Below are 19,199 nucleotides of genomic sequence, written 5' to 3'. Positions count from 1 at the left end.
CATGGCTGGTAACTGGCTTCCATAACCACCGCACTGGCTTTGCGGCCTGTGCCACACTGTTGGTATGGTGAGCGCCGTTACCGGCTTTCTTTCTGTTGAAGGCTGGGCTCATAACCCGGATGGAAACCATCGTGACCGATCAGCCTTCATCTCCCTTGAATGATTCCGCGTTTCTGCAGGATTTGCGCAATCAGATGCTGAAGTTCGCCCGTTTGCAGTTAAAGGACGAACATCAGGCCGAAGACGTGGTGCAGGAAGCCCTCGCCGGAGCCCTGCGTAATGCCGAGGCCTTTGCCCGCCGTTCTGCCTTGCGCACCTGGGTATTTGCCATTCTCAAACACAAGATAGCCGACAGCCTGCGTGGCCAATATCGGCAAGCGGCTGTCTTTGATGACTCGGCTTGTAATATTGGCGAGGATGGCGACGACCAACTGTTTGACGAGCGTGGCCACTGGCAAGCCGACGAGCGCCCGCAGCACTGGAGTACTCCGCAGAGTCTGGTGCATAACCGCCAGTTCTGGGCGGTGTTTGATGCCTGCCTCAACCGTCTGCCCGCAGCGCAGGCACGGGTCTTTATGATGCGAGAGTTTCTGGAGCTGGAAAGCGCCGAGATTTGTGCGGCGGCGGAAGTTTCCACCAGCAACCTTAATGTGCTGCTGTATCGCGCCCGTTTGCAGTTGCGTGAATGTCTGGAAAATCACTGGTTCGCTGAACCTCAGGGGAAAAGCCGATGATGAATTGCCGCGAAGCCACCCGCCTGATGTCGGAAGCCCGTGACCGCCGCCTCAACCTGATGGAAAAAGCCAGCCTCAAGGTACATCTGTGGATGTGCAGTGGTTGCCGTAACTTTGATGGTCAGATGGACAGCCTGCGTGACCTGATGCGCATGTACGCCCATGAAGATGACACGGTGGATTCTGGCAAGCCGGATGACCGTTCGTCGGGCGTGGAAAAATAATTTGCCCGCCGCTGTAATAAAACGCGCTGGCCAACGACTGATAGACTGTAACGGGTAGCAAGGGGCTACCCGCTTAATGTCAGAGAGACTTTCCATGAAAAACACCATCAAACCGGTTGCCGCTACCCTGTCCACTGCACTGCTGCTGAGCCTGGGCGCTTCCGCCATGGCTGCTGGCAATCCGTTTGTATCGCAGGAGCTGGCAGGTGGTTATCAGCAACTGGCCGACAACCAGGCCGGCAAAACCGCCGAAGGCAGCTGTGGCGCCGACAAGAAAGGTGATGGCTCCTGTGGTTCCGATATGAGCACCGATAAAAAAGCCGATGGCTCTTGTGGTTCTGATAAAAAAGCCGATGGGTCCTGTGGTTCCGATATGGGCACCAACCAGGCCGCCGCTGCCGACAAAAAAGCCGAAGGCAAATGCGGCGAAGGCAAGTGTGGCAGCGACAAATAAGCACTGACTGATCCCCGGCGCGGTGTGTAACCGGTTCACACCGCCCTGATCATCCTTCTACTCATCCCGTCTTTCTTTTAACGCTGCGCTGCGCCAATCGCGTCAGAGCTGCGTTCAGGAATTTCATCATGAACATACTTCATCAACGGGCGGCCGACTGTCAGGCCTTGCTCGACCGGACCCGTATTGCCGACGGTCTGGCTCCTTTGCTGCTGCGTTTGTATCTGGCTCCGGTGCTGCTGCAAGCGGGCTGGAACAAGTGGCAGCACTTTGACAGCACGGTGGAATGGTTTGGCAATGCTGACTGGGGGCTGGGGTTACCCCTGCCAACCTTGATGGCAACACTGGCCACCAGTGCCGAGCTGGTGGGAGGGGGACTGCTGGTGCTGGGATTGCTGGTGCGCTGGATCAGTGTGCCGTTGATGATCACCATGCTGGTGGCCATATTCGCCGTACACTGGCCCAATGGCTGGCTGGCGGTTGCTGACAGCAGCAGCTGGCTGGCCAACGAACGGGTGTTTGAAGCTGCGGATCGTTTGCAGAAAGCCCGCGAGATTTTGCAGACCCACGGTCATTACGACTGGTTAACCGGTCGTGGTTCCATCGTGATTCTGAACAATGGCATTGAGTTTGCTGCCACCTATTTTGTGATGTTGCTGAGCCTGTTTTTTACCGGCGGTGGCCGTTTTACCAGCCTGGATTACTGGCTGGCGCGGTACTGGCGCTGAATGTCGGATTCTGTGACTGGACTGGCAAAGGTGGCTGGCAGGTCTGATGGGCTGAACTAGTCTTTACCGAAGGATCTTCTTCAGGATTGATTCGCCATGCGCCAGAACCAGCCGGTTACCCGTACCGAACGGACGTTTACACCTCAGCAAAAACTGATATCAGGCACCGATCTCAAGGGCCGGATTACCTACTGCAATGATGACTTTGTGCAGATCAGTGGTTTTACCCGCGACGAACTGATTGGTCAGCCACACAACCTGATTCGTCATCCGGAGATGCCGGTGGCCGCGTTTGCCAACATGTGGGATCACCTCAAAAAAGGTGAACCCTGGATGGGACTGGTGAAAAACCGCTGCAAGAACGGCGACTATTACTGGGTGAATGCCTACGTTACCCCCATCTCCGACAAGGGCCAGATTGTGGGGTACGAGTCGGTACGTTCTTGCCCGACCGCCGTCCAGAAAGAACGCGCCGAACGCCTGTATCAACGCATCAACCAATCCGGCAAGGCCAGCACGGTGCAATGGCCATCGGTAGAAACCCTGCTGGCCGTTGGTGCCTGGCTGGGGGGCAGTGGTGTGTATCTGGCGGGTCATCATGAACTCGCCGGACTGCTGCTGGCCGGTGGTTATGCCGGCCATATGATTGCCAGCAAACTGCGCAGCAAGCGCCAGACCCAAATGCTGAATGAGTTGCTCGGAGACGGTGTTGGTGATGATCTGGCGGTGATGGCCTATACCGATGACAAACCCGATCAGGGGCGCCTCAAGGTCGCCATTATGGGGATGCATTCACACCTCGATACCATCATGACCCGTATCGAAGACTCCGCCGCCAAAGCCTCCGGTGCGGCTCATGCCGGTCTGATTCAGGCTGAAGCCTGCAGTGATGGCATGCACCAGCAACAACGCCAGATTGAACCCATGGCGCAGGCGGTACAGGAAATGTCATCGGCCATTTCCGAAGTGTCCAGCCATGTGCATAACACCGCCCAGCGTGCCGAAGATGCCCGCAAGATGGCGTTGTCGGGCCGTGATATGGCTGAAACTGCACGTTCCAGCATCGAACAGTTACGCGACACCGTTGATAACATCAGCAGCTCGGTACTGGAACTGTCGGGGCAAACCCAGCACATCGCCCGTGCCGCCCAGATGATCGAGCAGATCGCCGACCAGACCAACCTGCTGGCATTAAACGCCGCCATTGAAGCCGCCCGCGCCGGTGAACAGGGACGGGGTTTTGCGGTTGTGGCCGATGAAGTTCGCCAGCTGGCGCTACGCACCCAGGAATCGACCCGAGAAATTCATTCGATTATCAGTGGCCTCACCACCAAGGCGCAGCAATCGGTCGCGGTTGCCGACAGTGGCAAGGCCGGAGCCGAAGAGGGCGTGAAACGGGTGCGCGAAACCGAGGATATGCTCAACGGCATCAGTGATGCGGTGGGCAGTATTGCCTCGATGTCGATCCAGATGGCGGCTGCGGTGGAAGAGCAGGCGCATGTGTCGGACGATATTCGTCACAAGATTATGGCGGTGAATGAGTTGGCGGTGAAAAGCCTCGATAAGGCCGCAGCTGCGACGGACAGTATTCGGGAGCTGGATCGTACGGCGGATAATCTGCATGAGATGGTGCTGAGGTTCCGGCGCTAGATTTACCTCCGACGTCTGGTGTCTGGTGTCTGGTGTCTGGTGTCTGGTGTCTGGTGTCTGGCCGGGCCGCGATCGGATTTGACGTCTGGCGCTTTGTGGCTAATTGGCTTGGCCGTTTGCCCTCTTGGGGGACCTTGTCCCCCGGCCGGGCGGGCCTCCCCCTGCTTTTGCCCGACTGGGCTCGTTTTTCCGATATTCCCCGACAACGGCTGTTCGACCCCGGCCCGATGGCACGTCCCTGTGCCAACGGGTCTGGCGGGGCATCCATGCCCCGGCCGGGTCGGCCGTTGCGGTGAATCCCGGCTCGCCCAGATGGGCATTGGGTAGCCACCTTCGGTGGGTTAGCTCGGTGATGATTTATTCTCGTTCCCATGCTCCGCGTGGGAATGCTGCGGTTTGTACTTGATCGACGTCTGGCCGGGCCGCGATCGGATCTGGCGTCTGGCGCTTTGCGGCGACTCGGTTTGTTAATTGGCCCGGCTGTTTGCCCTCTTGGGGGACCTTGTCCCCCGGCCGGGCGGGCCTCCCCCTGCTTTTGCCCGACTGGGCTCGTTTTTCCGATATTCCCCGACAACGGCAGTTCGACCCCGACCCGATGGCACATCCCTGTGCCAACGGGTCTGGCGGGGCATCCATGCCCCGGCCGGGTCGGCCGTTGCGGTGAATCCCGGCTCGCCCAGATGGGCATTTAGCAGCCAGCTGCGCTGGGTGAAAGCGGTGTTGGTGATTGTTGTAGTGTGGGAATTTATGCCCACAAGATCGGACTCTACGTCCGATACTCTGCGAGATCCCCATCTGATTCACAAAGCCGCCCGTCAGGGGTAAGGTCTGCTCTGTGGGCATCGGGCAACTTCTGATCCTGCCCGGGGTCTGTGTCGGGATGACAAACGGAGAGAACGAATGAAAGTCTGGGACAGTTACATACGGGTATACCACTGGTTGCAGGTGGGATTGTTGGGTGGCCTCTGGTGGAGCGCCGAGGTGGGTGAGATGGAATGGCACCTGCGTCTGGCGGCGGTGCTGGGAGCCTTGTGGCTGAGTCGTCTGTTCTGGGGCGTGGCTGGTTCAGAAACCGCGCGTTTCTGCTCGTTTGTCAAAGGCCCGGCGGCGGTTACCGCGTTTGCCCGTGGCATGTTAACCGGCAAGAGTGGCCATTCGGTGGGTCATAACCCGCTGGGGGCCTTGATGGTGTTGGCGCTGTTGCTGGTCATTGGTCTGCAGTTTGTATCTGGCCTGTTCAGCAGTGACGAGATTTTTACCGAAGGGCCGCTGGTGGCGCATGTGTCGGATGAAACCGTAGAGTTACTGAGTCAGTACCACCATCTGAACTTCAATATCCTGCTTGGTCTGGTGGTATTACATGTGCTGGCGGTGGTGATTCATGCCCGTCGTGGTGAACGTCTGGTGCCTGCCATGGTGACCGGCAAACGCCCGGATCTGCAGGGGCTGGTGGCTCCACAACTGCGTTCGGTGTGGCCTGCATGGCTGGTGTTTGGTGTGACGTCGGCCGGGCTGCACTATTGGATCGGCTGATCAGGTTAGGGTGAGAGCAGCGCCTGAGGCGCGAATGTCGACCAATCAAGCGCTTACGCTTCGTTCCCCATCCGATGGGCAAGATCTGCACAGCTTGTTAATTGGCACAACCGTATGCCCTCTTTGGGGACCTTGTCCCCCGGCCGGGCGGGCCTCCCCCTGCTTTTGCCCGACTGGGCTCGTTTTTCCGGTTTTCACCGACAACGGCTTATCGACCCCGGCCAGACGGCACATCCCTGTGCCACCTGGCCTTGCGGGGCATCCATGCCCCGGCCGGGTCGGCCGTTGCGATTCAAACCGGCTCGCCCAGATGGGCATGATGCAGCCAGCTGCGCTGGGCAAATTCGGCAATCGACGATCAGGCTAGGGCAGGCCGGAAGCTCTGCTTCCGGCCTGGCTGTCAGCGATTCTTGTAATCGGTGTGGCAGCTTTTGCAGTTTTTCATGACGTCCATAAAGGCCGGTTTGGCGGCTGCCAGATCACCACCGGCGGCAGCTTTGGACAGTGCTGCGGCCTGGTCCTGAAAGGTTTTCAGACGCTTGCTGAAGTCTTCAGTGTTTTCCCAGATTTCCGGTTTGGCCTTGGTTTCACCCTTGTCGGAGCCTGGGTACATAAAGCCTTCCAGCGGCATCAGTGACAGGGCGGCGACGCTGTCAGCGCGGTATTTGAATTCGGCGGCGTCAAACGGCTTTTCGTTACGGATCATGGCGCCCATCTGGCTGACCTGCTCACCGATCAGTACAAACGCGGACTGACGGTATTCGATGGCTTCATCAGCATCCTTGAAGGCCCAGGCGGCCGGAATCACGGCAGTGGCCAGGGTCAGACAGGCGATTTTGCCCAGGGTAGATTTCAGCATTCGATTGTTCATGGTCCCTCCAGGACGTCACGGTGTTAAAAGCAAACCAGCGACATGAGAGTGGTGAATAACAAAAGAATTCCCGCCACTTGTCTCATGACATGATTATTTTCTCCGATTGTGCAGCAAGCGGTTGGTCATTGGCGAGCAGTGCTGCTTACACTGAACAGTGAGTTTGCTGAGAGAGGGAAGTCATGAGTTATCATTCTTCCATGCAGTTTTATCAGCGTTTGCCGGTATTTACCGATTTTGCCGAACTGACCCGCAGCGATTGGTACCAGCCGCTGCCAGATGACTGGTGGCTGGTGCTTGCCGATATTCGTGCATCGACCAGGGCCATTAACGATGGCCGTTATCGGGACGTAAACTCGGTGAGTGCTGCCGCTATGGTGGCGGTGCTGAATGCCTGTCGGCCGTGCGAAGTTCCGTATGCTTTTGGTGGTGATGGCATCAGTGTGGCCTGTCCGCCGGAATGTCAGCAGGCGGTGGGGAATGCCTTGCTGGCGGTGCAGGAACTGGCCCGCCGTGATTTCGGGCTGGAATTGCGGATTGCCCTGATTCCAGTGCTGGCGGTGCGGGTGCAGGGAGCGGATGTTACCGTGGCACGTTATCAGCCATCGCCACATTTTGCCCAGGCTATGTTTCAGGGCGGTGGTCTGGCGCTGGCCGAGCAATGGCTGAAACAGCCGGATTTACCTGCTATCTACCGGATCAGTGAGCTTGCCTATCAGCCGTTAGCGGATTTCAGCGGTTACGAATGCCGCTGGCAAACAGTGCCCAGTCATCGTGATGAAACCCTGAGTTTGCTGGTGCAGCCGCTCAGTTCAGAACCTCAGGCACGGGGCGCTTTGTACCGCCAGGTGCTGGAGGTGCTGGAGTCCATTTGTGGCAGTGAGGCCGATTACCACCCACTGCAGGAACGCCAGCTCAAACTGGTATCAACCCCACGAGACATTGAAACCGAGGCGCGTATCCGGCTGCCCGACAGCAGCACCTGGCAACGCTGGTGTTATCGCTGGCAGGTTTTCCTGTTGTTATTGGCTGGGCGTTATCTGATGAAAACCGACCAGTCGGAAAATGGCTGGCGCGGGTATCGGCAACGTTTGCTGGCCAACAGCGATTTCCAGAAGTGTGATGATCAGTTACGGATGGTGATTGCGGTCGACCGCGAGCAGCGCGTGCGTTTACTCGAATGGTTACAGCAGCAACACAGTGCCGGTCGTCTGGTCTACGGTGTGCATGTCAGTGACGCGGCGCTGATGACCTGTCTGGTCACGGATTATGTGAACAACCATGTGCACTTTCTGGATGGTGACAAGGGGGGTTATGCGCTGGCGGCACAAGGTCTGAAGCAGCAGCTGGCGACTCTGGCGGCGGCCAGCGGTTGAGGATAACTGCCCGGCTGGCGGGCAGTGGCAGATCAGGAACGTCCGGGATGGTCGAAATCGGCGATCAGGTCACGCAGGCGCTGCTGTTGTTCCTGACGTGGCAACGGATGCTCAACATGGTCGGGCAGACCTTTTTCCATCGGCAGGTCGAGTGCTTCACCTGCCAGCAGGCGGCGCAGCAGGATGGCGTAGTTGCGTTCGTACACCGGGTAGGCCACTTCCTCGATATTGTTGGCGAGGAAAAACCAGTCACTGGCTTTACCGGCCAGATACACAATCGGATGGCTCCAGCGCTGCTCGCGTTTGGGGGTTGGTGCACGGCAGGCTTCCAGATAGGCATTCCAGCTGTCTGGCACACCCAGGCTTGATGCGAGATCACAACGCACAATGATTTCATGAACGTTGGGTAACCAGGTGCATTCTTTGACCGCCCGTTCGGCGGCTTTTAACAACACGTCGGCTGGGTATTCTGCCAGCAGATTCAGCCACAGGCGTTTGCCGGTCTTGACCGCTTCAAGATCGGGGAAGGCCTTGGTGAACTGGTTGTGATAGTTGTAGCGCAGCAACGCAAAGATCTGGTTGATGGCATCGCGTTGCTGTGGGCTCGGGCCCGTACCGGTTTCATAGTCGCGGCGCGGTTCGTTAACGCCCGGGGTATCACCAGTCGTTGTCGAGGAGCTGGTCGAGGGATGCCCCAGCGGTTGTGTCACCCGCTCGAGTAATTGCTTGTCCATCCTTTCCTCCTGAGGCAATCGGTCGGTTCAGTTGTTTGGCCCATTCCTGCTTCACATATTGCAGGAAGCGGCTGTTCCAGCTGTTGTGGGCCTGACCGGAATCCCGCCAGTACAACACAAATTCGGCCACCTTGCGGCGGGCAAATTCGGTATCAATGTGTGCCAGTGCCAGAATGTCGTAACAGTCCTGCGATGGCTGCCAGTTATTGGTGATGGGCAGTGGCAGGCTGGAGTGTTCCAGGCTTGAGCTGTAACGGGCCCATTGCTGGCGAATATGCTGGATAAACTTGGTATTCCAGGTTTTGACGGCATCACCTCGTTCGGCCCAGTAGAGTACAAACTCGGGAATGGCGTCTTCGATAAACAGGGTTTCGATACCGGAGCGTTGCAGGATGCTGATGGCATCGTCGCTCGGACGCCAGTCGCTGCTGATTGGCGTCGCTTCGTCAGCGGCAATCCGGAACGCGGTGCGTTCTTTTTCTTCATCCAGCTGGCGCTGCTGACGGCCGGCGTCATTCTGGGCGTAGGTCCACTGGGCTTTCACAAAGCGGAAAAAACGGGTGTTCCAGTCGTTGCGGTTGGCACCCTGTTCTTGCCCCTTGAGCTGAAACTCGTCGAGCTGGGCCCAGATAAAACTCAGCGGAATACCGTGCTGCTGCAGCCGCGTCAGGCAGTCCTGTGAGGGTTGCCACTGGCTGGAAATGGGCGCATGCCGATTACCGGCCGGATGAGCGGCTTGCGGCTGGGTAATGGCTGCCGCCGCTGGCGAGTAATAATCCCGTGCCGGAGCTGGTTGGTAACGCTGGTGGCTATTGGCTGGCTGCGGATTTTCAACCCGAGGCTGCGGCATGCTTTGCTGCACATCGAGATCCACCACCAGTTCCTGGCTTTCCGGATACATGGGGCTGTACAACGCCAGCAGACCCTTGTCGATCAGACTGGCGAGAATACGGCGAATACTGACGTCATCCCAGAAGGCCAGCTGCTGGCGCAGGAATTCCCTGCGCAGGAAAACCCGTGATTGTCCTTGCACCCGTGCGGCGTCGTGAATCACGGTCAGCAGCAGGGCGTCCTCGAGGCCAATGGTGGCGGCGAGGGTAACGGACAACGGAATCACGGTGTCGTTAAACAGCGGATGATGGCTCATTCGGGGTTCCGGCAAAACGTGGACAGGGTGCAGTCCGTAGCAGGACTGCCGGGGCTGGTGTCAAACCAGCGCCAGTCCAACATTCTAGCGCGTTTTGCCGGCGCTTTTTACCGTCTTGAGCGCTGACACCTCAGTGTAAAACCCGGGGTGTTGTGGATATCGCAGGTGTTGCCGCGGCTGCCACGTTGGGCAGGTAACGGTCGGCACCACTGAACTGTGCCATCCATTCGCCCAGTTGTGGACGTTGGGCGCCAATGCGGTACTGGTAATCCGGCCAGACACCAAGCAGGTGCTTGATCGCTGATTGCAGGGTTTGGCCAGGGCAGTTGGTCTGGCATTCGGCCAGATAACGGCAGCAGCGGTCGAGTTTTACCAGTGCCATTTCCGGACGTTTGAGGGCCAGATAACAATCGGCAAGGCCCAGCAATAACACCAGATGCGGACGCACGGCATCGGCATCAGGACGCTGGAACAGGTCGTTCAGACCTTGCTGGTAACAATAAATCGCCTGATCGTAACAGCCGCCTTGTTGCAGGCGCTGGCCGCGTTGCAGCCAGCTGCCGGGCAAGCAGCGAGGGTTTGTGGTGCCAAGGGTGTTCATACCGGGTCCGCCTGTTGGCCAATAGTGGGCAATGCGTACTGACAAATCTGGTAGAGCTCGTCTTCCAGTGTCAGTAGTCGCTCTTTATGGGGGGCAGAGTGGCTGATGCTTTGCAGCCCTTGCAGGGTATACAAAATCTGACGAACGCACAGTCTTCGCCATTCGATATTCACGAGTTCGTCGCCAATGGTGTCAATCAGGAGGCGAAACTGCTGATGGTAGACTTTGCGCTTCTGGCAATTGCAGAGGTTGGCAAAGCCGCTTTGTTCGAGTTGGCTCCAGCGCTGCAGCTGGTGTTTGGCGAGCGGCTGGTGGCCGTATCGCACGTTCTGACGCAGTTCCAGCAATTCCATAAATCGGTCAAATGCAGTTTCCGACGACATCACCAGCCTCCTGATCCGGAATGTTCCTGACAAATTTCAGGGTTGAAATGTATGTGATAATTATTATCATTTGAGAATAATTTCTTCAACCATCGATTACAGGGATACCGGATTGTTATGACAGATTTCACTTCTGCTCGGGTTGGCATCGTGTTTGGTACTGATACCGGCAATACAGAGGAAATGGCCAATCGGCTTGCAACCCTGTTTGAACAGCGTGGTGTGGTGGCGGATGTATTTAACGTGACTGATGCCACCGTGGCGGCGTTGGAGTCGTTTGATCTGCTGATTCTGGGGATTCCGACCTGGGATTTTGGTGGCATCCAGTGCGACTGGGAGGATTTTGACGAATCCCTGCGCCAAGCCAATCTCAGTGACACTGTGGTGGCCATGTACGGCCTGGGCGATCAGTTTGGTTACGGTGACTATTTTGTCGATGCTTTGGGCTGGCTCAACGAGCGCATTCTGGCCACCGGGGCTCAGGTGATTGGTGCCTGGTCGACCGAGGGATATGACTTCACCGCTTCGCGTGCCGCCAATGCCGATAAATCGCAATTCTGTGGGCTGGCGATTGATGATGACCAGCAGTTTGAACTCACCGATGACCGTCTGGCGCGCTGGGTTGAACAGCTGGTGGAAGAGTTCGAGACCGTTACAGCAGACGCCTGACGTTGGACTTCTACACTCCGAGCGATAACGTCTGTGGCGAATGTCCAATAGCCGGAACGCCCTGATCAGGTTCTGATACTGGCAGGGTCGTTCTGGCCAGCGTACTCTGTGTAGTGGAATTCGATTTTTCAGGAGTTGTCATGATCAAGGCTTATGCCGCACTGGCGCCCGGGGCGGAGCTGCGCTCGTTTGAATATAACCCCGGCGAGCTGGGACATGATCAGGTCGAGATTGCCGTTGAGTATTGCGGCGTCTGTCACAGTGATCTGAGCATGCTGGATAACCAGTGGGGGATGACCGCTTACCCGTTTGTGCCGGGCCATGAGGTGGCGGGGCGCATTTCGGAGGTGGGCAGCCATGTCACCGCCTTCAAGGTGGGTGACCGCGTTGGCCTTGGCTGGAACTCCGGTTACTGCAACCAGTGTGCCTGCTGTATGACCGGCGATCACAACCTCTGCAGTGATGCCGAAGGCACCATTGTTGGCCGTCATGGTGGGTTTGCCGATCACGTCCGCGCCCAGGCTACCAGCGTGGTGAAGCTGCCGGATGATCTGCCCATGGACGTTGCCGGGCCGCTGTTTTGTGGCGGTGTGACGGTCTTTAACCCGATTCTGCAATACAACCTGTCACCGACCTCGCGGGTGGCGGTGATCGGTATTGGTGGTCTCGGTCATCTGGCACTGCAATTCCTGCGTGCCTGGGGCTGTCATGTCACCGCGTTTACCTCCTCACCGGACAAACACGATGAGCTGTTGGCGCTGGGGGCGCATGCCACCCTCGATTCACGCAGCAAGGATGCCCTCAAGGCTGCCACCGGCAGTTTTGACCTGATCCTGTCGACCGTTAACGTCGGTCTGGAATGGAACCGTTATATCAACTGCCTGAAACCACGTGGCCGCCTGCATTTTGTGGGTGCCTTGATGGAGCCGGTGCAGGTGAATATTTTCAGCCTGATGGCGGCTCAGCGTTCGATTTCGTCGTCGCCGGTCGGCAGCCCGTCGACCATTGCTACCATGCTCGATTTTGCGGTGCGCCATAACATTCGGCCCCAGATCGAGCTGTTTGCCATGAAAGACGTCAACAAGGCGCTGGCGCATCTGCGTAACGGCAGCCCGCGTTATCGTATTGTGCTGAAACATGGTGAGCTGGAAGAGGCCAATGCTGATGTCTGAATGGATGCCACTGAAGAACGTCTCGCCGGACTGTTTTGCTTGCGGCCCGCATAACCACGAAGGTCTGAAAATGACCTTTGCCACCGACGGTGAACGTATTCGTGCCCGGGTGCAGATTCCGGAACATGTACGAGGCTGGAGTCGTCTGTCGCATGGTGGTGTCACCACCACGATTCTGGACGAGGCCATGGCCTGGGCCTGTATCTACTTCCGTGAGCAGTTTCCGCTGACCCGTGAAATCCGGGTACGCTTCAGCAAACCGGTGTTTATCGGCGACCAGCTGGAAGTGTTTTCGTGGGTAGGGGAAGAAAAAAGCAAACGCCAGCTGATGCTGCATGCCGAAATGCGCAACCTCAACGGTGATCTGATGGCCGCCGCTGAAGGGGATTTTGCGCCGTTTACCCCGGAGCAATTTGCCAAAATGGAGCTGGTGCCGTTGCCGGATTTGCAGGCGCTGGAAGCCATGTTCCATTCCGTCCAACCCTATCAGCGTCCGGCTACCTGAAGTCAGCCGAACAACCAGCTGTGCAAGAGCCTTCCCGGTACAAAGGCGAAGGCTCCGGCCGTTAATAAGCCGCCGATATACAGCCCTGTCAGATAACGCTGGTGGCGTTCGAGGTTGCTCACTCATCTGGCCAGAGGTCAGTATTTCATATCCCATCCCCTGCTCACTGCTGTGAGTCGTGTAGTTTTTACGACAAACCTCATCCTGTTTGTCGTAAGAACGCCAGTCAGTGGCTGTCAAAGATGATATTGGGTACCCAGGTGCTTGATTCTAAATGAAAATAATTCGGTCTCCCGGATACAGGTATGGTCTGCTGCTTGCAGAATCCAAAGGATATTCCCATGCTGCTTCAGGAGTTAGCCATGAATACCTGTTTATCAATTGAATCGGTTGCTGAGTTGGCAGCGTCGCCATTGGCATTGAAGGTTGCCTTTGCCTCACAGGAAGGGGACATTGTTGATCAGCATTTTGGTTCTGCTCAGGCTTTCTATCTGTATCTTGTCAGCGTTGGGCATGCCGAACTGGTGGCGGTACAGCAGTTTGAGTATGGCAAGAAGGATGGTAACGAAGACAAGCTCAAACCGCGCCTTGCCTGGCTCCGTGGTGCTGATCTGCTGTATTGTGGCTCTATTGGTGGTTCAGCAACTCGACAGTTGTTATCTCTGGGAGTGACGCCAAGACAGGTCAGCGAAGGACCCGAGATCGAAGAATTAACCACCGCATTACAGCAGCAATTAGAGGGAGAACCCGAACCCTGGTTGCAGCGGCTGTTACGAGAACGCCAGCGTCAGACCAATCGTTTTGATGCGATGGAGTCTGACGACTGGCAAGAGTAAAGGGGGCATCTATTTAATCCGGTGCCCGCTCTGGGCTTCCGGATGATTACGAATCACGCAGCCAGTTTGCAGGCCTGACGGGTCAAGTCAAAAACTGGCGGCACAGAGTCGGAATCATCCAGTAGCCCCGAAGGACGTGGGTTGCCGCCGATCATCGCTGCGTTAGAGAACCTGCACGGCCCGACTTTAAAAGGACCCGGCCCGGTTGGTTCATCATTTCACTGCGTTCTCCACACTGCTCTGAGAACCGGCAACACTCGCGCACGACTGCATGGCGAAGCAGGAATCAGAGCCGAGAGTTGTGCAGGATTAAATAGATATCTCCTAAAGGCTTTTAGAATAGACGGCTGATCCAGCTATCGCGACGCTGTAGGCGCATTTTTAATTTGCCTTCAGCGTCAGAATGCAGCACATCAAAAAACTGGCGCACAAAATCACTGCTGCCTTTTTTCTCTATAACCTTTTCATCATTTTTTCCGAAGGTACTGCTCCAGAGCACTTTGGGGCTCCAGTCAAGTTCAGTACTACCGACCGGTACTTGCATACCAGTTGATTTGCGGAAGAACTCCAGTGACAGGGAAATTTGCGGTTTGAACGGTGAATTTCCCGTTTTGATTCGGCTACTGGAGGTCCAACGACCATCGCGGTAAATCGTCAAAACGGTTTCCAGATGGGTTGCACCACGAATACGAAAGGTTTCAAAGTGAAATTCTTTCTTCGAGGTTTCAGCGGTAAACGACAGTTTCTGTTGATTGCCAAGCTCTGTTTCCAGAGCTTCATCCATTGACTGCATGTCGGTAAAGGCTGTCCTGTTTTCCATGTTTCGTCCGGGATAATGTGCTGCAATGTCAATAGCAGCCGGTTGCTCCTGTAAACGCCCACTATGTGCCAGCCTTAATGAGAACTGACTCATTGTTGGGAGACGGCATGGTAACCCATCCTACAATTAGACGTTAATGCCGTGTGTCAGGAATTGCCAAGAGAGAATCTGGTCGATGGAACATTGAATAGGACAAAACGTGCCAAACAGGAAAATATTTAGATATAGCATGAGGCAAGCAATAAGCATCCGCTCACCAAGGGCACTCTGAATAACGATTCACAGCACTGTGCGAGCGTTGCAGGACGAGTGAGCAAGGCGAAAGAAGCAGCGTCTGTCCGGCCGAGTCCTTTTGACTGCTCAAATGCGCTGTAGTCCGCGCCCTTCGGGGCTTGGGGTATGGCGATGACTCGGTGTCGCCGGTTTTTGACACAGCCCGCTATGCCATCAAACCGGCTTCTGTCCTGATAAGCCAGAGCGGCTCCTGGTTATTCAGAGGAGCCCTTGTCGTAAATAATGGTTATTTGTTGGATGCAATTAGTCAGATTGTCAGTCGACGAGTGGATCAGTCACGGCTGCTCATGATCAGGTTGGCCGGATCAAAGAAGCCAACACCACTTTCAACACTGCCTGGTTGTGGGCCATTGAAAATATGCGGCTTGATCTTGCCGACCACGTGCATTTCACAGGGTTTGCAGTCGAACTTCAGGGTTAACACCTCATCACCGTGAACCAGCTGCATATCGCTGACCTTGGTGATCACACCGGTAACACCTTTGGCCTGTTTCGGGCACAGATTGAACGAAAAACGCAGGCAGTGTTTGGTGATCATCACCGGAACATCACCGGTTTCTTCATGCGCTTCAAATGCTGCTTCGATCAGCTGCACACCAAAACGCTTGTAAAACTCGCGCGCTTTTTCGTTGTAAACGTTATCGAGGAACGACAGCTGGGTATCCGGGTAAACCGGTGCCGGGTCGCTGACCGCTTTGCGGAAACCACGTGGGTAGGCCGCAATACGGGCTGCTGTTAACTGTTCGATCAGATCACGACGCAGGGTCTTGAGCAGCGAACCCGGAACAAACCAGGCGTCACCCGCAATATTGACCTGCTCGGCGTGGTAAATGGTGTTACCAAGCTGGGCAAAGGTATCCTGCAACTGTTGCAGGGATTTTTCAGTGTTCTTGGCGGCTTCAAATGGGCCGGGCAGGGAGGCGCTGACGCTGCTGCCATCTTCACTGGTAACGGTTGCCGTCAGCTGCTCCTGACGGGAGTCGATCTGCCAGTTCACCAGCACCCGACGTTCGGCCGAAGTTTTCAGCAGTGCCTGCTGCCAGTTGTGGTCGAGGTTACGGTTCAGTACCAGCGGCAGGCGCAATTTGTTGAGGTCGGCCGGCATTTCATTCGGCACTACGCGGTATTGCCAGACGTGTTTGCCGTCGTAGTCAAAGTCACACAGCGGGTAGACGTTGTTGACGCGGAAGCCCACCACTTCGCGTTTCACCAGCACGTTGAGGCCATCACCGTTGGTCAGCTGGGTATCGGTCTGGACGGTGAGATCCTGTTTGCCGACGCCAATCAGTTCCCCCACAGGCAAGCCTACAAACTTCGGAGAGTCGAACGCGCCGATGTCGATCTGGCGGTTGGTCACGAAGTAGTCGGTGCTACCGCGATGGAAGGTTTTTTCCGGGTTCGGGGCAAAGAAATGCTCTGTGTAACCACTGGAGGCACGTGCCAGTTCCGGACGTTCGGTGAGGATTTCGTCCAGCAGCTTGCGATAGTGGGCGGTGATGTTCTTGACGTAACTGACGTCCTTGTAGCGACCTTCAATCTTGAAGGAGCGGACACCGGCATCGACCAGCGCATGGAGGTTATCGGTCTGGTTATTGTCTTTCATCGACAGCAGGTGCTTGTCGTAGGCCACCACACGACCCTTGTCGTCTTTCAGGGTGTACGGCAGACGGCAGGCCTGGGAGCAATCTCCACGGTTGGCACTGCGGCCGGTCTGGGCGTGGGAGATATTGCACTGGCCCGAGAAGGCCACACACAGAGCGCCGTGAATAAAGAACTCAACCGCTGCATCCACGTTATCGGCGATGGTACGGATTTCCTGCAGATTCAGTTCGCGCGCCAGCACAATCTGGGAGAAACCGGCCTGCGACAGGAATTTGGCCTTGTCGAGGCGGCGGATATCACACTGGGTACTGGCGTGTAATTCGATGGGGGGAATGTCCATTTCCAGCACGCCCATGTCCTGCACGATCAGGGCATCCACACCGGCGTTGTACAGCTCGTGAATCAGAGCACGGGCCGGTTCCACTTCATCGTCGTGGAGGATGGTGTTGAGGGTGACAAACACCTTCGCATGAAACAGACGCGCAAACTCAACCAGTCCGGCAATGTCAGCGACCGAGTTGGCGGCGTTATGACGCGCGCCAAAGCTGGGACCGCCGATATAAACCGCGTCAGCGCCGTGGAGGATTGCCTCTTTGGCGATGCTGACATCGCGGGCGGGGCTTAACAGTTCGAGCTGGTGTTTTTTGAGCATGGTGACTACTGCGAATTGACGTGCGGGGAAGGGGGTATAACAAATACCGGACTGCAAAAGCAACGGGGCCCTTGCCTGAACAGACAAGGGCCCCGCAGGCATGCCTGCATTACACCAGGCTGTTTACAGCTTCAACCACGGCTTCGACAGTGATGCCGAATTCCTTGAACAGGGCGCCGGCTGGGGCGGATTCACCGAATGTGTCCATACCAATGATCTTGCCGTTCAGGCCAACAAACTTGTACCAGTAGTCCTTGTGCAGGGCTTCAACCGCAACACGGGCTGATACGGCGGCTGGCAGTACTGACTCGATGTAGGCGGCGTCCTGCTTGCAGAACAGCTCGGCACACGGCATGGAAACCACGCGCACTTTCTTGCCTGCCAGCTGTTCGGCAGCGGCAGTTGCCAGTTCTACTTCAGAACCGGTGGCAATGATGATGGCTTCCGGGGTGCCGTCACAGTCTTTCAGCACGTAACCACCCTTGGCAATCGCAGCAACCTGCTCGGCAGAGCGGTCCTGATGCTTCAGGTTTTGACGGGAGAAGATCAGTGCGCTTGGGCCGCTGGTGCGTTCAATCGCAGACTTCCAGGCCGTTGCGGATTCCACGGTGTCACATGGACGCCAGGTTTCCAGGTTTGGAGTGTTGCGCAGGTTGGCAACCTGTTCCACTGGTTGGTGAGTCGGGCCGTCTTCGCCCAGACCGATGGAGTCGTGGGTGTAAACGAAGATGGAGCGCTGTTTCATCAGGGCCGCCATACGTACGGCGTTACGGGCGTATTCCATGAACATCAGGAACGTCGCGCCGTAAGGGATAAAGCCTTTGTGCAGGGCGATACCGTTCATGATGGCGCTCATACCGAACTCACGCACACCGTAGAACAGGTAGTTACCAGTGGCATCGTGTTCGCTCACACCCTTGCAGCCTTTCCACAGGGTCAGGTTGGAGCCTGCCAGGTCAGCAGAACCGCCGAGGAATTCTGGCAGCAGAGGGCCAAAAGCGTTCAGGCTGTTCTGGGAAGCTTTACGGGAAGCAACCACTTCACCCTTGGCCTGACATTCGGCGATGTAAGCAGCGGCTTTTTCGCTGAAGTCAGCTGGCAGTTCGCCTTTTACGCGACGTTCGAATTCAACCGCCAGTTCCGGGTAAGCCGCAGCGTAGGCGGCAAACTTGTCAGCCCAGGCTTGTTCAGCGGCAGCGCCTTTGGTCTTGGCATCCCAACCGGCGTAGACGTCAGCAGGAACTTCGAATGGGCCATGGTTCCAGTTCAGAGCCTGACGGGTCAGGGCGATTTCGTCGTCACCCAGTGGCGCGCCGTGGCACTCTTCCTTGCCCTGTTTGTTTGGAGAACCGAAGCCGATGATGGTTTTGCAGCAGATCAGGGTTGGCTGTTCGCTGTTGGCGCGAGCGGTTTCGATGGCCTGTTTGATTTCCACAGGATCGTGACCGTTAACGCGAGGAATTACCTGCCAGCCGTAAGATTCAAAACGTTTTACGGTGTCATCGGTGAACCAGCCTTCCACTTCGCCGTCGATGGAGATGCCGTTGTCATCGTAGAAGGCAATCAGTTTGCCCAGACCCAGAGTACCGGCCAGAGAGCAGGCTTCATGGGAAATACCTTCCATCATGCAGCCGTCACCCAGGAATACGTAGGTGTAGTGGTCAACGATGTCGTGACCGTCGCGGTTGAACTGGCCAGCCAGTACTTTTTCCGCAATCGCCATACCCACGCCGTTGGCAATACCCTGACCCAGTGGGCCAGTGGTGGTTTCGATGCCAGGGGCATAACCGTACTCAGGGTGTCCCGGAGTTTTGGAGTGCAGCTGTCGGAAGTTTTTCAGGTCGTCGATAGACAGCTCGTAACCGCTCAGGTGCAGCAGGCTGTAGATCAGCATGGAGCCATGGCCGTTAGACAGGATGAAACGGTCACGATCAGCCCACAGCGGGTTGGTCGGATTGTGTTTCAGGTAATCGTTCCAGAGCACTTCGGCAATGTCTGCCATGCCCATTGGGGCACCTGGGTGGCCTGATTTGGCTTTCTGCACGGCGTCCATGCTCAGTGCGCGGATGGCATTGGCCAGTTCGGAACGAGAGGTCATGTTGCGACTCCTGGATGAGGGAATTCGGCTGAGCAGCGCGGATTACGGTTCAGCGTTTATAAAGGGGCGGCATTTTCGCTCAGCAAGCCTGCTGCGGCAATGATCATTATCGCCAG

At 56.5% G+C, this 19,199-nt stretch carries 19 protein-coding genes; 11 read left to right on the top strand and 8 right to left on the bottom strand.

Annotated features, from left to right (window positions below):
- The first annotated feature begins 131 nt into the window (after positions 1-131).
- From OUO13_RS06485 to OUO13_RS06460, 6 genes are all read left to right on the top strand, one after another.
- Complete coding sequence (locus OUO13_RS06485; RefSeq protein WP_283173048.1) at positions 132-734, top strand: sigma-70 family RNA polymerase sigma factor; 603 nt, start codon at positions 132-134, stop codon at positions 732-734.
- Positions 731-958: a zf-HC2 domain-containing protein gene (locus OUO13_RS06480; RefSeq protein WP_283173047.1), complete on the top strand. Its 228-nt coding sequence runs from the start codon at positions 731-733 to the stop codon at positions 956-958. The genes OUO13_RS06485 and OUO13_RS06480 overlap by 4 nt, the downstream gene beginning before the upstream one ends.
- 94 nt (positions 959-1,052) lie before the next feature.
- Positions 1,053-1,412: an HvfA family oxazolone/thioamide-modified RiPP metallophore gene (locus OUO13_RS06475; protein ID WP_283173046.1), complete on the top strand. Its 360-nt coding sequence runs from the start codon at positions 1,053-1,055 to the stop codon at positions 1,410-1,412.
- 128 nt (positions 1,413-1,540) lie between these two features.
- On the top strand, positions 1,541-2,140 hold the full coding sequence (locus OUO13_RS06470) for an HvfX family Cu-binding RiPP maturation protein (RefSeq protein WP_283173045.1): 600 nt from the start codon (positions 1,541-1,543) through the stop codon (positions 2,138-2,140).
- A 96-nt stretch (positions 2,141-2,236) separates the two neighbouring features.
- A complete protein-coding gene (locus tag OUO13_RS06465; protein ID WP_283173044.1) occupies positions 2,237-3,790 on the top strand; it encodes a methyl-accepting chemotaxis protein in 1,554 nt (517 codons plus the stop codon).
- Between the two features lie 900 nt (positions 3,791-4,690).
- Complete coding sequence (locus tag OUO13_RS06460; RefSeq protein ID WP_283173043.1) at positions 4,691-5,323, top strand: cytochrome b/b6 domain-containing protein; 633 nt, start codon at positions 4,691-4,693, stop codon at positions 5,321-5,323.
- A 400-nt stretch (positions 5,324-5,723) separates the two neighbouring features.
- On the opposite strand, the gene OUO13_RS06455 is transcribed toward OUO13_RS06460, so the two are convergent.
- On the bottom strand, positions 5,724-6,194 hold the full coding sequence (locus OUO13_RS06455) for a c-type cytochrome (RefSeq protein WP_283173042.1): 471 nt from the start codon (positions 6,192-6,194) through the stop codon (positions 5,724-5,726).
- 182 nt (positions 6,195-6,376) lie between these two features.
- Here OUO13_RS06455 and OUO13_RS06450 point away from each other — a divergent pair, with 182 nt between their 5' ends.
- Entirely contained in the window at positions 6,377-7,570 is a 1,194-nt protein-coding gene (locus OUO13_RS06450; protein WP_283173041.1) for a DUF3095 domain-containing protein, read from the top strand.
- 32 nt (positions 7,571-7,602) lie between these two features.
- Here OUO13_RS06450 and OUO13_RS06445 read toward each other — a convergent pair whose 3' ends face one another.
- The 4 genes from OUO13_RS06445 to OUO13_RS06430 form a co-directional block, all read right to left on the bottom strand.
- A complete protein-coding gene (locus OUO13_RS06445) occupies positions 7,603-8,304 on the bottom strand; it encodes a replicative helicase loader/inhibitor (RefSeq protein ID WP_283173040.1) in 702 nt (233 codons plus the stop codon).
- Positions 8,228-9,451: a DnaT-like ssDNA-binding domain-containing protein gene (locus OUO13_RS06440; RefSeq protein ID WP_283173039.1), complete on the bottom strand. Its 1,224-nt coding sequence runs from the start codon at positions 9,449-9,451 to the stop codon at positions 8,228-8,230. Before OUO13_RS06440 ends, OUO13_RS06445 begins: the two co-directional genes overlap by 77 nt.
- Positions 9,452-9,581: 130 nt before the next feature.
- The gene (locus OUO13_RS06435) at positions 9,582-10,052 is read right to left on the bottom strand and encodes a tetratricopeptide repeat protein (protein WP_283173038.1); all 471 of its coding nucleotides are present in this window, start codon (positions 10,050-10,052) and stop codon (positions 9,582-9,584) included.
- Complete coding sequence (locus tag OUO13_RS06430) at positions 10,049-10,435, bottom strand: hypothetical protein (protein WP_283173037.1); 387 nt, start codon at positions 10,433-10,435, stop codon at positions 10,049-10,051. Before OUO13_RS06430 ends, OUO13_RS06435 begins: the two co-directional genes overlap by 4 nt.
- A 117-nt stretch (positions 10,436-10,552) precedes the next feature.
- On the opposite strand from OUO13_RS06430, the gene OUO13_RS06425 reads away from it, so the two are divergent.
- From OUO13_RS06425 to OUO13_RS06410, 4 genes are all read left to right on the top strand, one after another.
- Positions 10,553-11,104, top strand: a complete 552-nt coding sequence (locus tag OUO13_RS06425; protein WP_283173036.1) for a flavodoxin — start codon at positions 10,553-10,555, stop codon at positions 11,102-11,104.
- 140 nt (positions 11,105-11,244) lie between these two features.
- The gene (gene ahr / locus OUO13_RS06420; RefSeq protein ID WP_283173035.1) at positions 11,245-12,276 is read left to right on the top strand and encodes an NADPH-dependent aldehyde reductase Ahr; all 1,032 of its coding nucleotides are present in this window, start codon (positions 11,245-11,247) and stop codon (positions 12,274-12,276) included.
- Positions 12,263-12,781 carry a PaaI family thioesterase gene (locus OUO13_RS06415; protein ID WP_283173034.1) on the top strand — a complete coding sequence of 173 codons (519 nt, stop codon included), beginning with the start codon at positions 12,263-12,265 and terminating at the stop codon, positions 12,779-12,781. Before ahr ends, OUO13_RS06415 begins: the two co-directional genes overlap by 14 nt.
- Positions 12,782-13,143: 362 nt before the next feature.
- Positions 13,144-13,617, top strand: coding sequence for a NifB/NifX family molybdenum-iron cluster-binding protein (locus OUO13_RS06410; RefSeq protein WP_283173033.1), 474 nt, complete (start codon positions 13,144-13,146; stop codon positions 13,615-13,617).
- Between the two features lie 334 nt (positions 13,618-13,951).
- On the opposite strand, the gene OUO13_RS06405 is transcribed toward OUO13_RS06410, so the two are convergent.
- The 3 genes from OUO13_RS06405 to tkt all read right to left on the bottom strand — a co-directional run bounded on the left by OUO13_RS06405 (position 13,952) and on the right by tkt (position 19,083).
- Positions 13,952-14,530 carry a hypothetical protein gene (locus tag OUO13_RS06405; RefSeq protein ID WP_283173032.1) on the bottom strand — a complete coding sequence of 193 codons (579 nt, stop codon included), beginning with the start codon at positions 14,528-14,530 and terminating at the stop codon, positions 13,952-13,954.
- Between the two features lie 472 nt (positions 14,531-15,002).
- Positions 15,003-16,985, bottom strand: a complete 1,983-nt coding sequence (locus OUO13_RS06400; protein WP_283173031.1) for a peptidase U32 family protein — start codon at positions 16,983-16,985, stop codon at positions 15,003-15,005.
- A 109-nt stretch (positions 16,986-17,094) separates the two neighbouring features.
- On the bottom strand, positions 17,095-19,083 hold the full coding sequence (tkt, locus tag OUO13_RS06395) for a transketolase (RefSeq protein WP_283173030.1): 1,989 nt from the start codon (positions 19,081-19,083) through the stop codon (positions 17,095-17,097).
- Between the last annotated feature and the right edge of the window lie 116 nt (positions 19,084-19,199).

Origin of the sequence: Parathalassolituus penaei, assembly GCF_026626885.1 — a bacterium.
In the GTDB taxonomy this organism is placed as follows: domain Bacteria; phylum Pseudomonadota; class Gammaproteobacteria; order Pseudomonadales; family Oceanobacteraceae; genus Oceanobacter; species Oceanobacter penaei.
This window is presented reverse-complemented; position numbering and strand designations above follow the sequence as displayed.

Coding starts and splice junctions, on each gene's coding strand:
- OUO13_RS06480 (WP_283173047.1), top strand. CDS start 731: ATGATGAATTGCCGCGAAGCCACCCGCCTGATGTCGGAAGCCCGTGAC.
- OUO13_RS06465 (WP_283173044.1), top strand. CDS start 2,237: ATGCGCCAGAACCAGCCGGTTACCCGTACCGAACGGACGTTTACACCT.
- OUO13_RS06460 (WP_283173043.1), top strand. CDS start 4,691: ATGAAAGTCTGGGACAGTTACATACGGGTATACCACTGGTTGCAGGTG.
- ahr (WP_283173035.1), top strand. CDS start 11,245: ATGATCAAGGCTTATGCCGCACTGGCGCCCGGGGCGGAGCTGCGCTCG.
- OUO13_RS06445 (WP_283173040.1), bottom strand. CDS start 8,304: ATGGACAAGCAATTACTCGAGCGGGTGACACAACCGCTGGGGCATCCC.
- OUO13_RS06455 (WP_283173042.1), bottom strand. CDS start 6,194: ATGAACAATCGAATGCTGAAATCTACCCTGGGCAAAATCGCCTGTCTG.
- OUO13_RS06475 (WP_283173046.1), top strand. CDS start 1,053: ATGAAAAACACCATCAAACCGGTTGCCGCTACCCTGTCCACTGCACTG.
- tkt (WP_283173030.1), bottom strand. CDS start 19,083: ATGACCTCTCGTTCCGAACTGGCCAATGCCATCCGCGCACTGAGCATG.
- OUO13_RS06470 (WP_283173045.1), top strand. CDS start 1,541: ATGAACATACTTCATCAACGGGCGGCCGACTGTCAGGCCTTGCTCGAC.
- OUO13_RS06430 (WP_283173037.1), bottom strand. CDS start 10,435: ATGTCGTCGGAAACTGCATTTGACCGATTTATGGAATTGCTGGAACTG.
- OUO13_RS06400 (WP_283173031.1), bottom strand. CDS start 16,985: ATGCTCAAAAAACACCAGCTCGAACTGTTAAGCCCCGCCCGCGATGTC.
- OUO13_RS06435 (WP_283173038.1), bottom strand. CDS start 10,052: ATGAACACCCTTGGCACCACAAACCCTCGCTGCTTGCCCGGCAGCTGG.
- OUO13_RS06450 (WP_283173041.1), top strand. CDS start 6,377: ATGAGTTATCATTCTTCCATGCAGTTTTATCAGCGTTTGCCGGTATTT.
- OUO13_RS06405 (WP_283173032.1), bottom strand. CDS start 14,530: ATGAGTCAGTTCTCATTAAGGCTGGCACATAGTGGGCGTTTACAGGAG.
- OUO13_RS06425 (WP_283173036.1), top strand. CDS start 10,553: ATGACAGATTTCACTTCTGCTCGGGTTGGCATCGTGTTTGGTACTGAT.
- OUO13_RS06410 (WP_283173033.1), top strand. CDS start 13,144: ATGAATACCTGTTTATCAATTGAATCGGTTGCTGAGTTGGCAGCGTCG.
- OUO13_RS06440 (WP_283173039.1), bottom strand. CDS start 9,451: ATGAGCCATCATCCGCTGTTTAACGACACCGTGATTCCGTTGTCCGTT.
- OUO13_RS06415 (WP_283173034.1), top strand. CDS start 12,263: ATGCTGATGTCTGAATGGATGCCACTGAAGAACGTCTCGCCGGACTGT.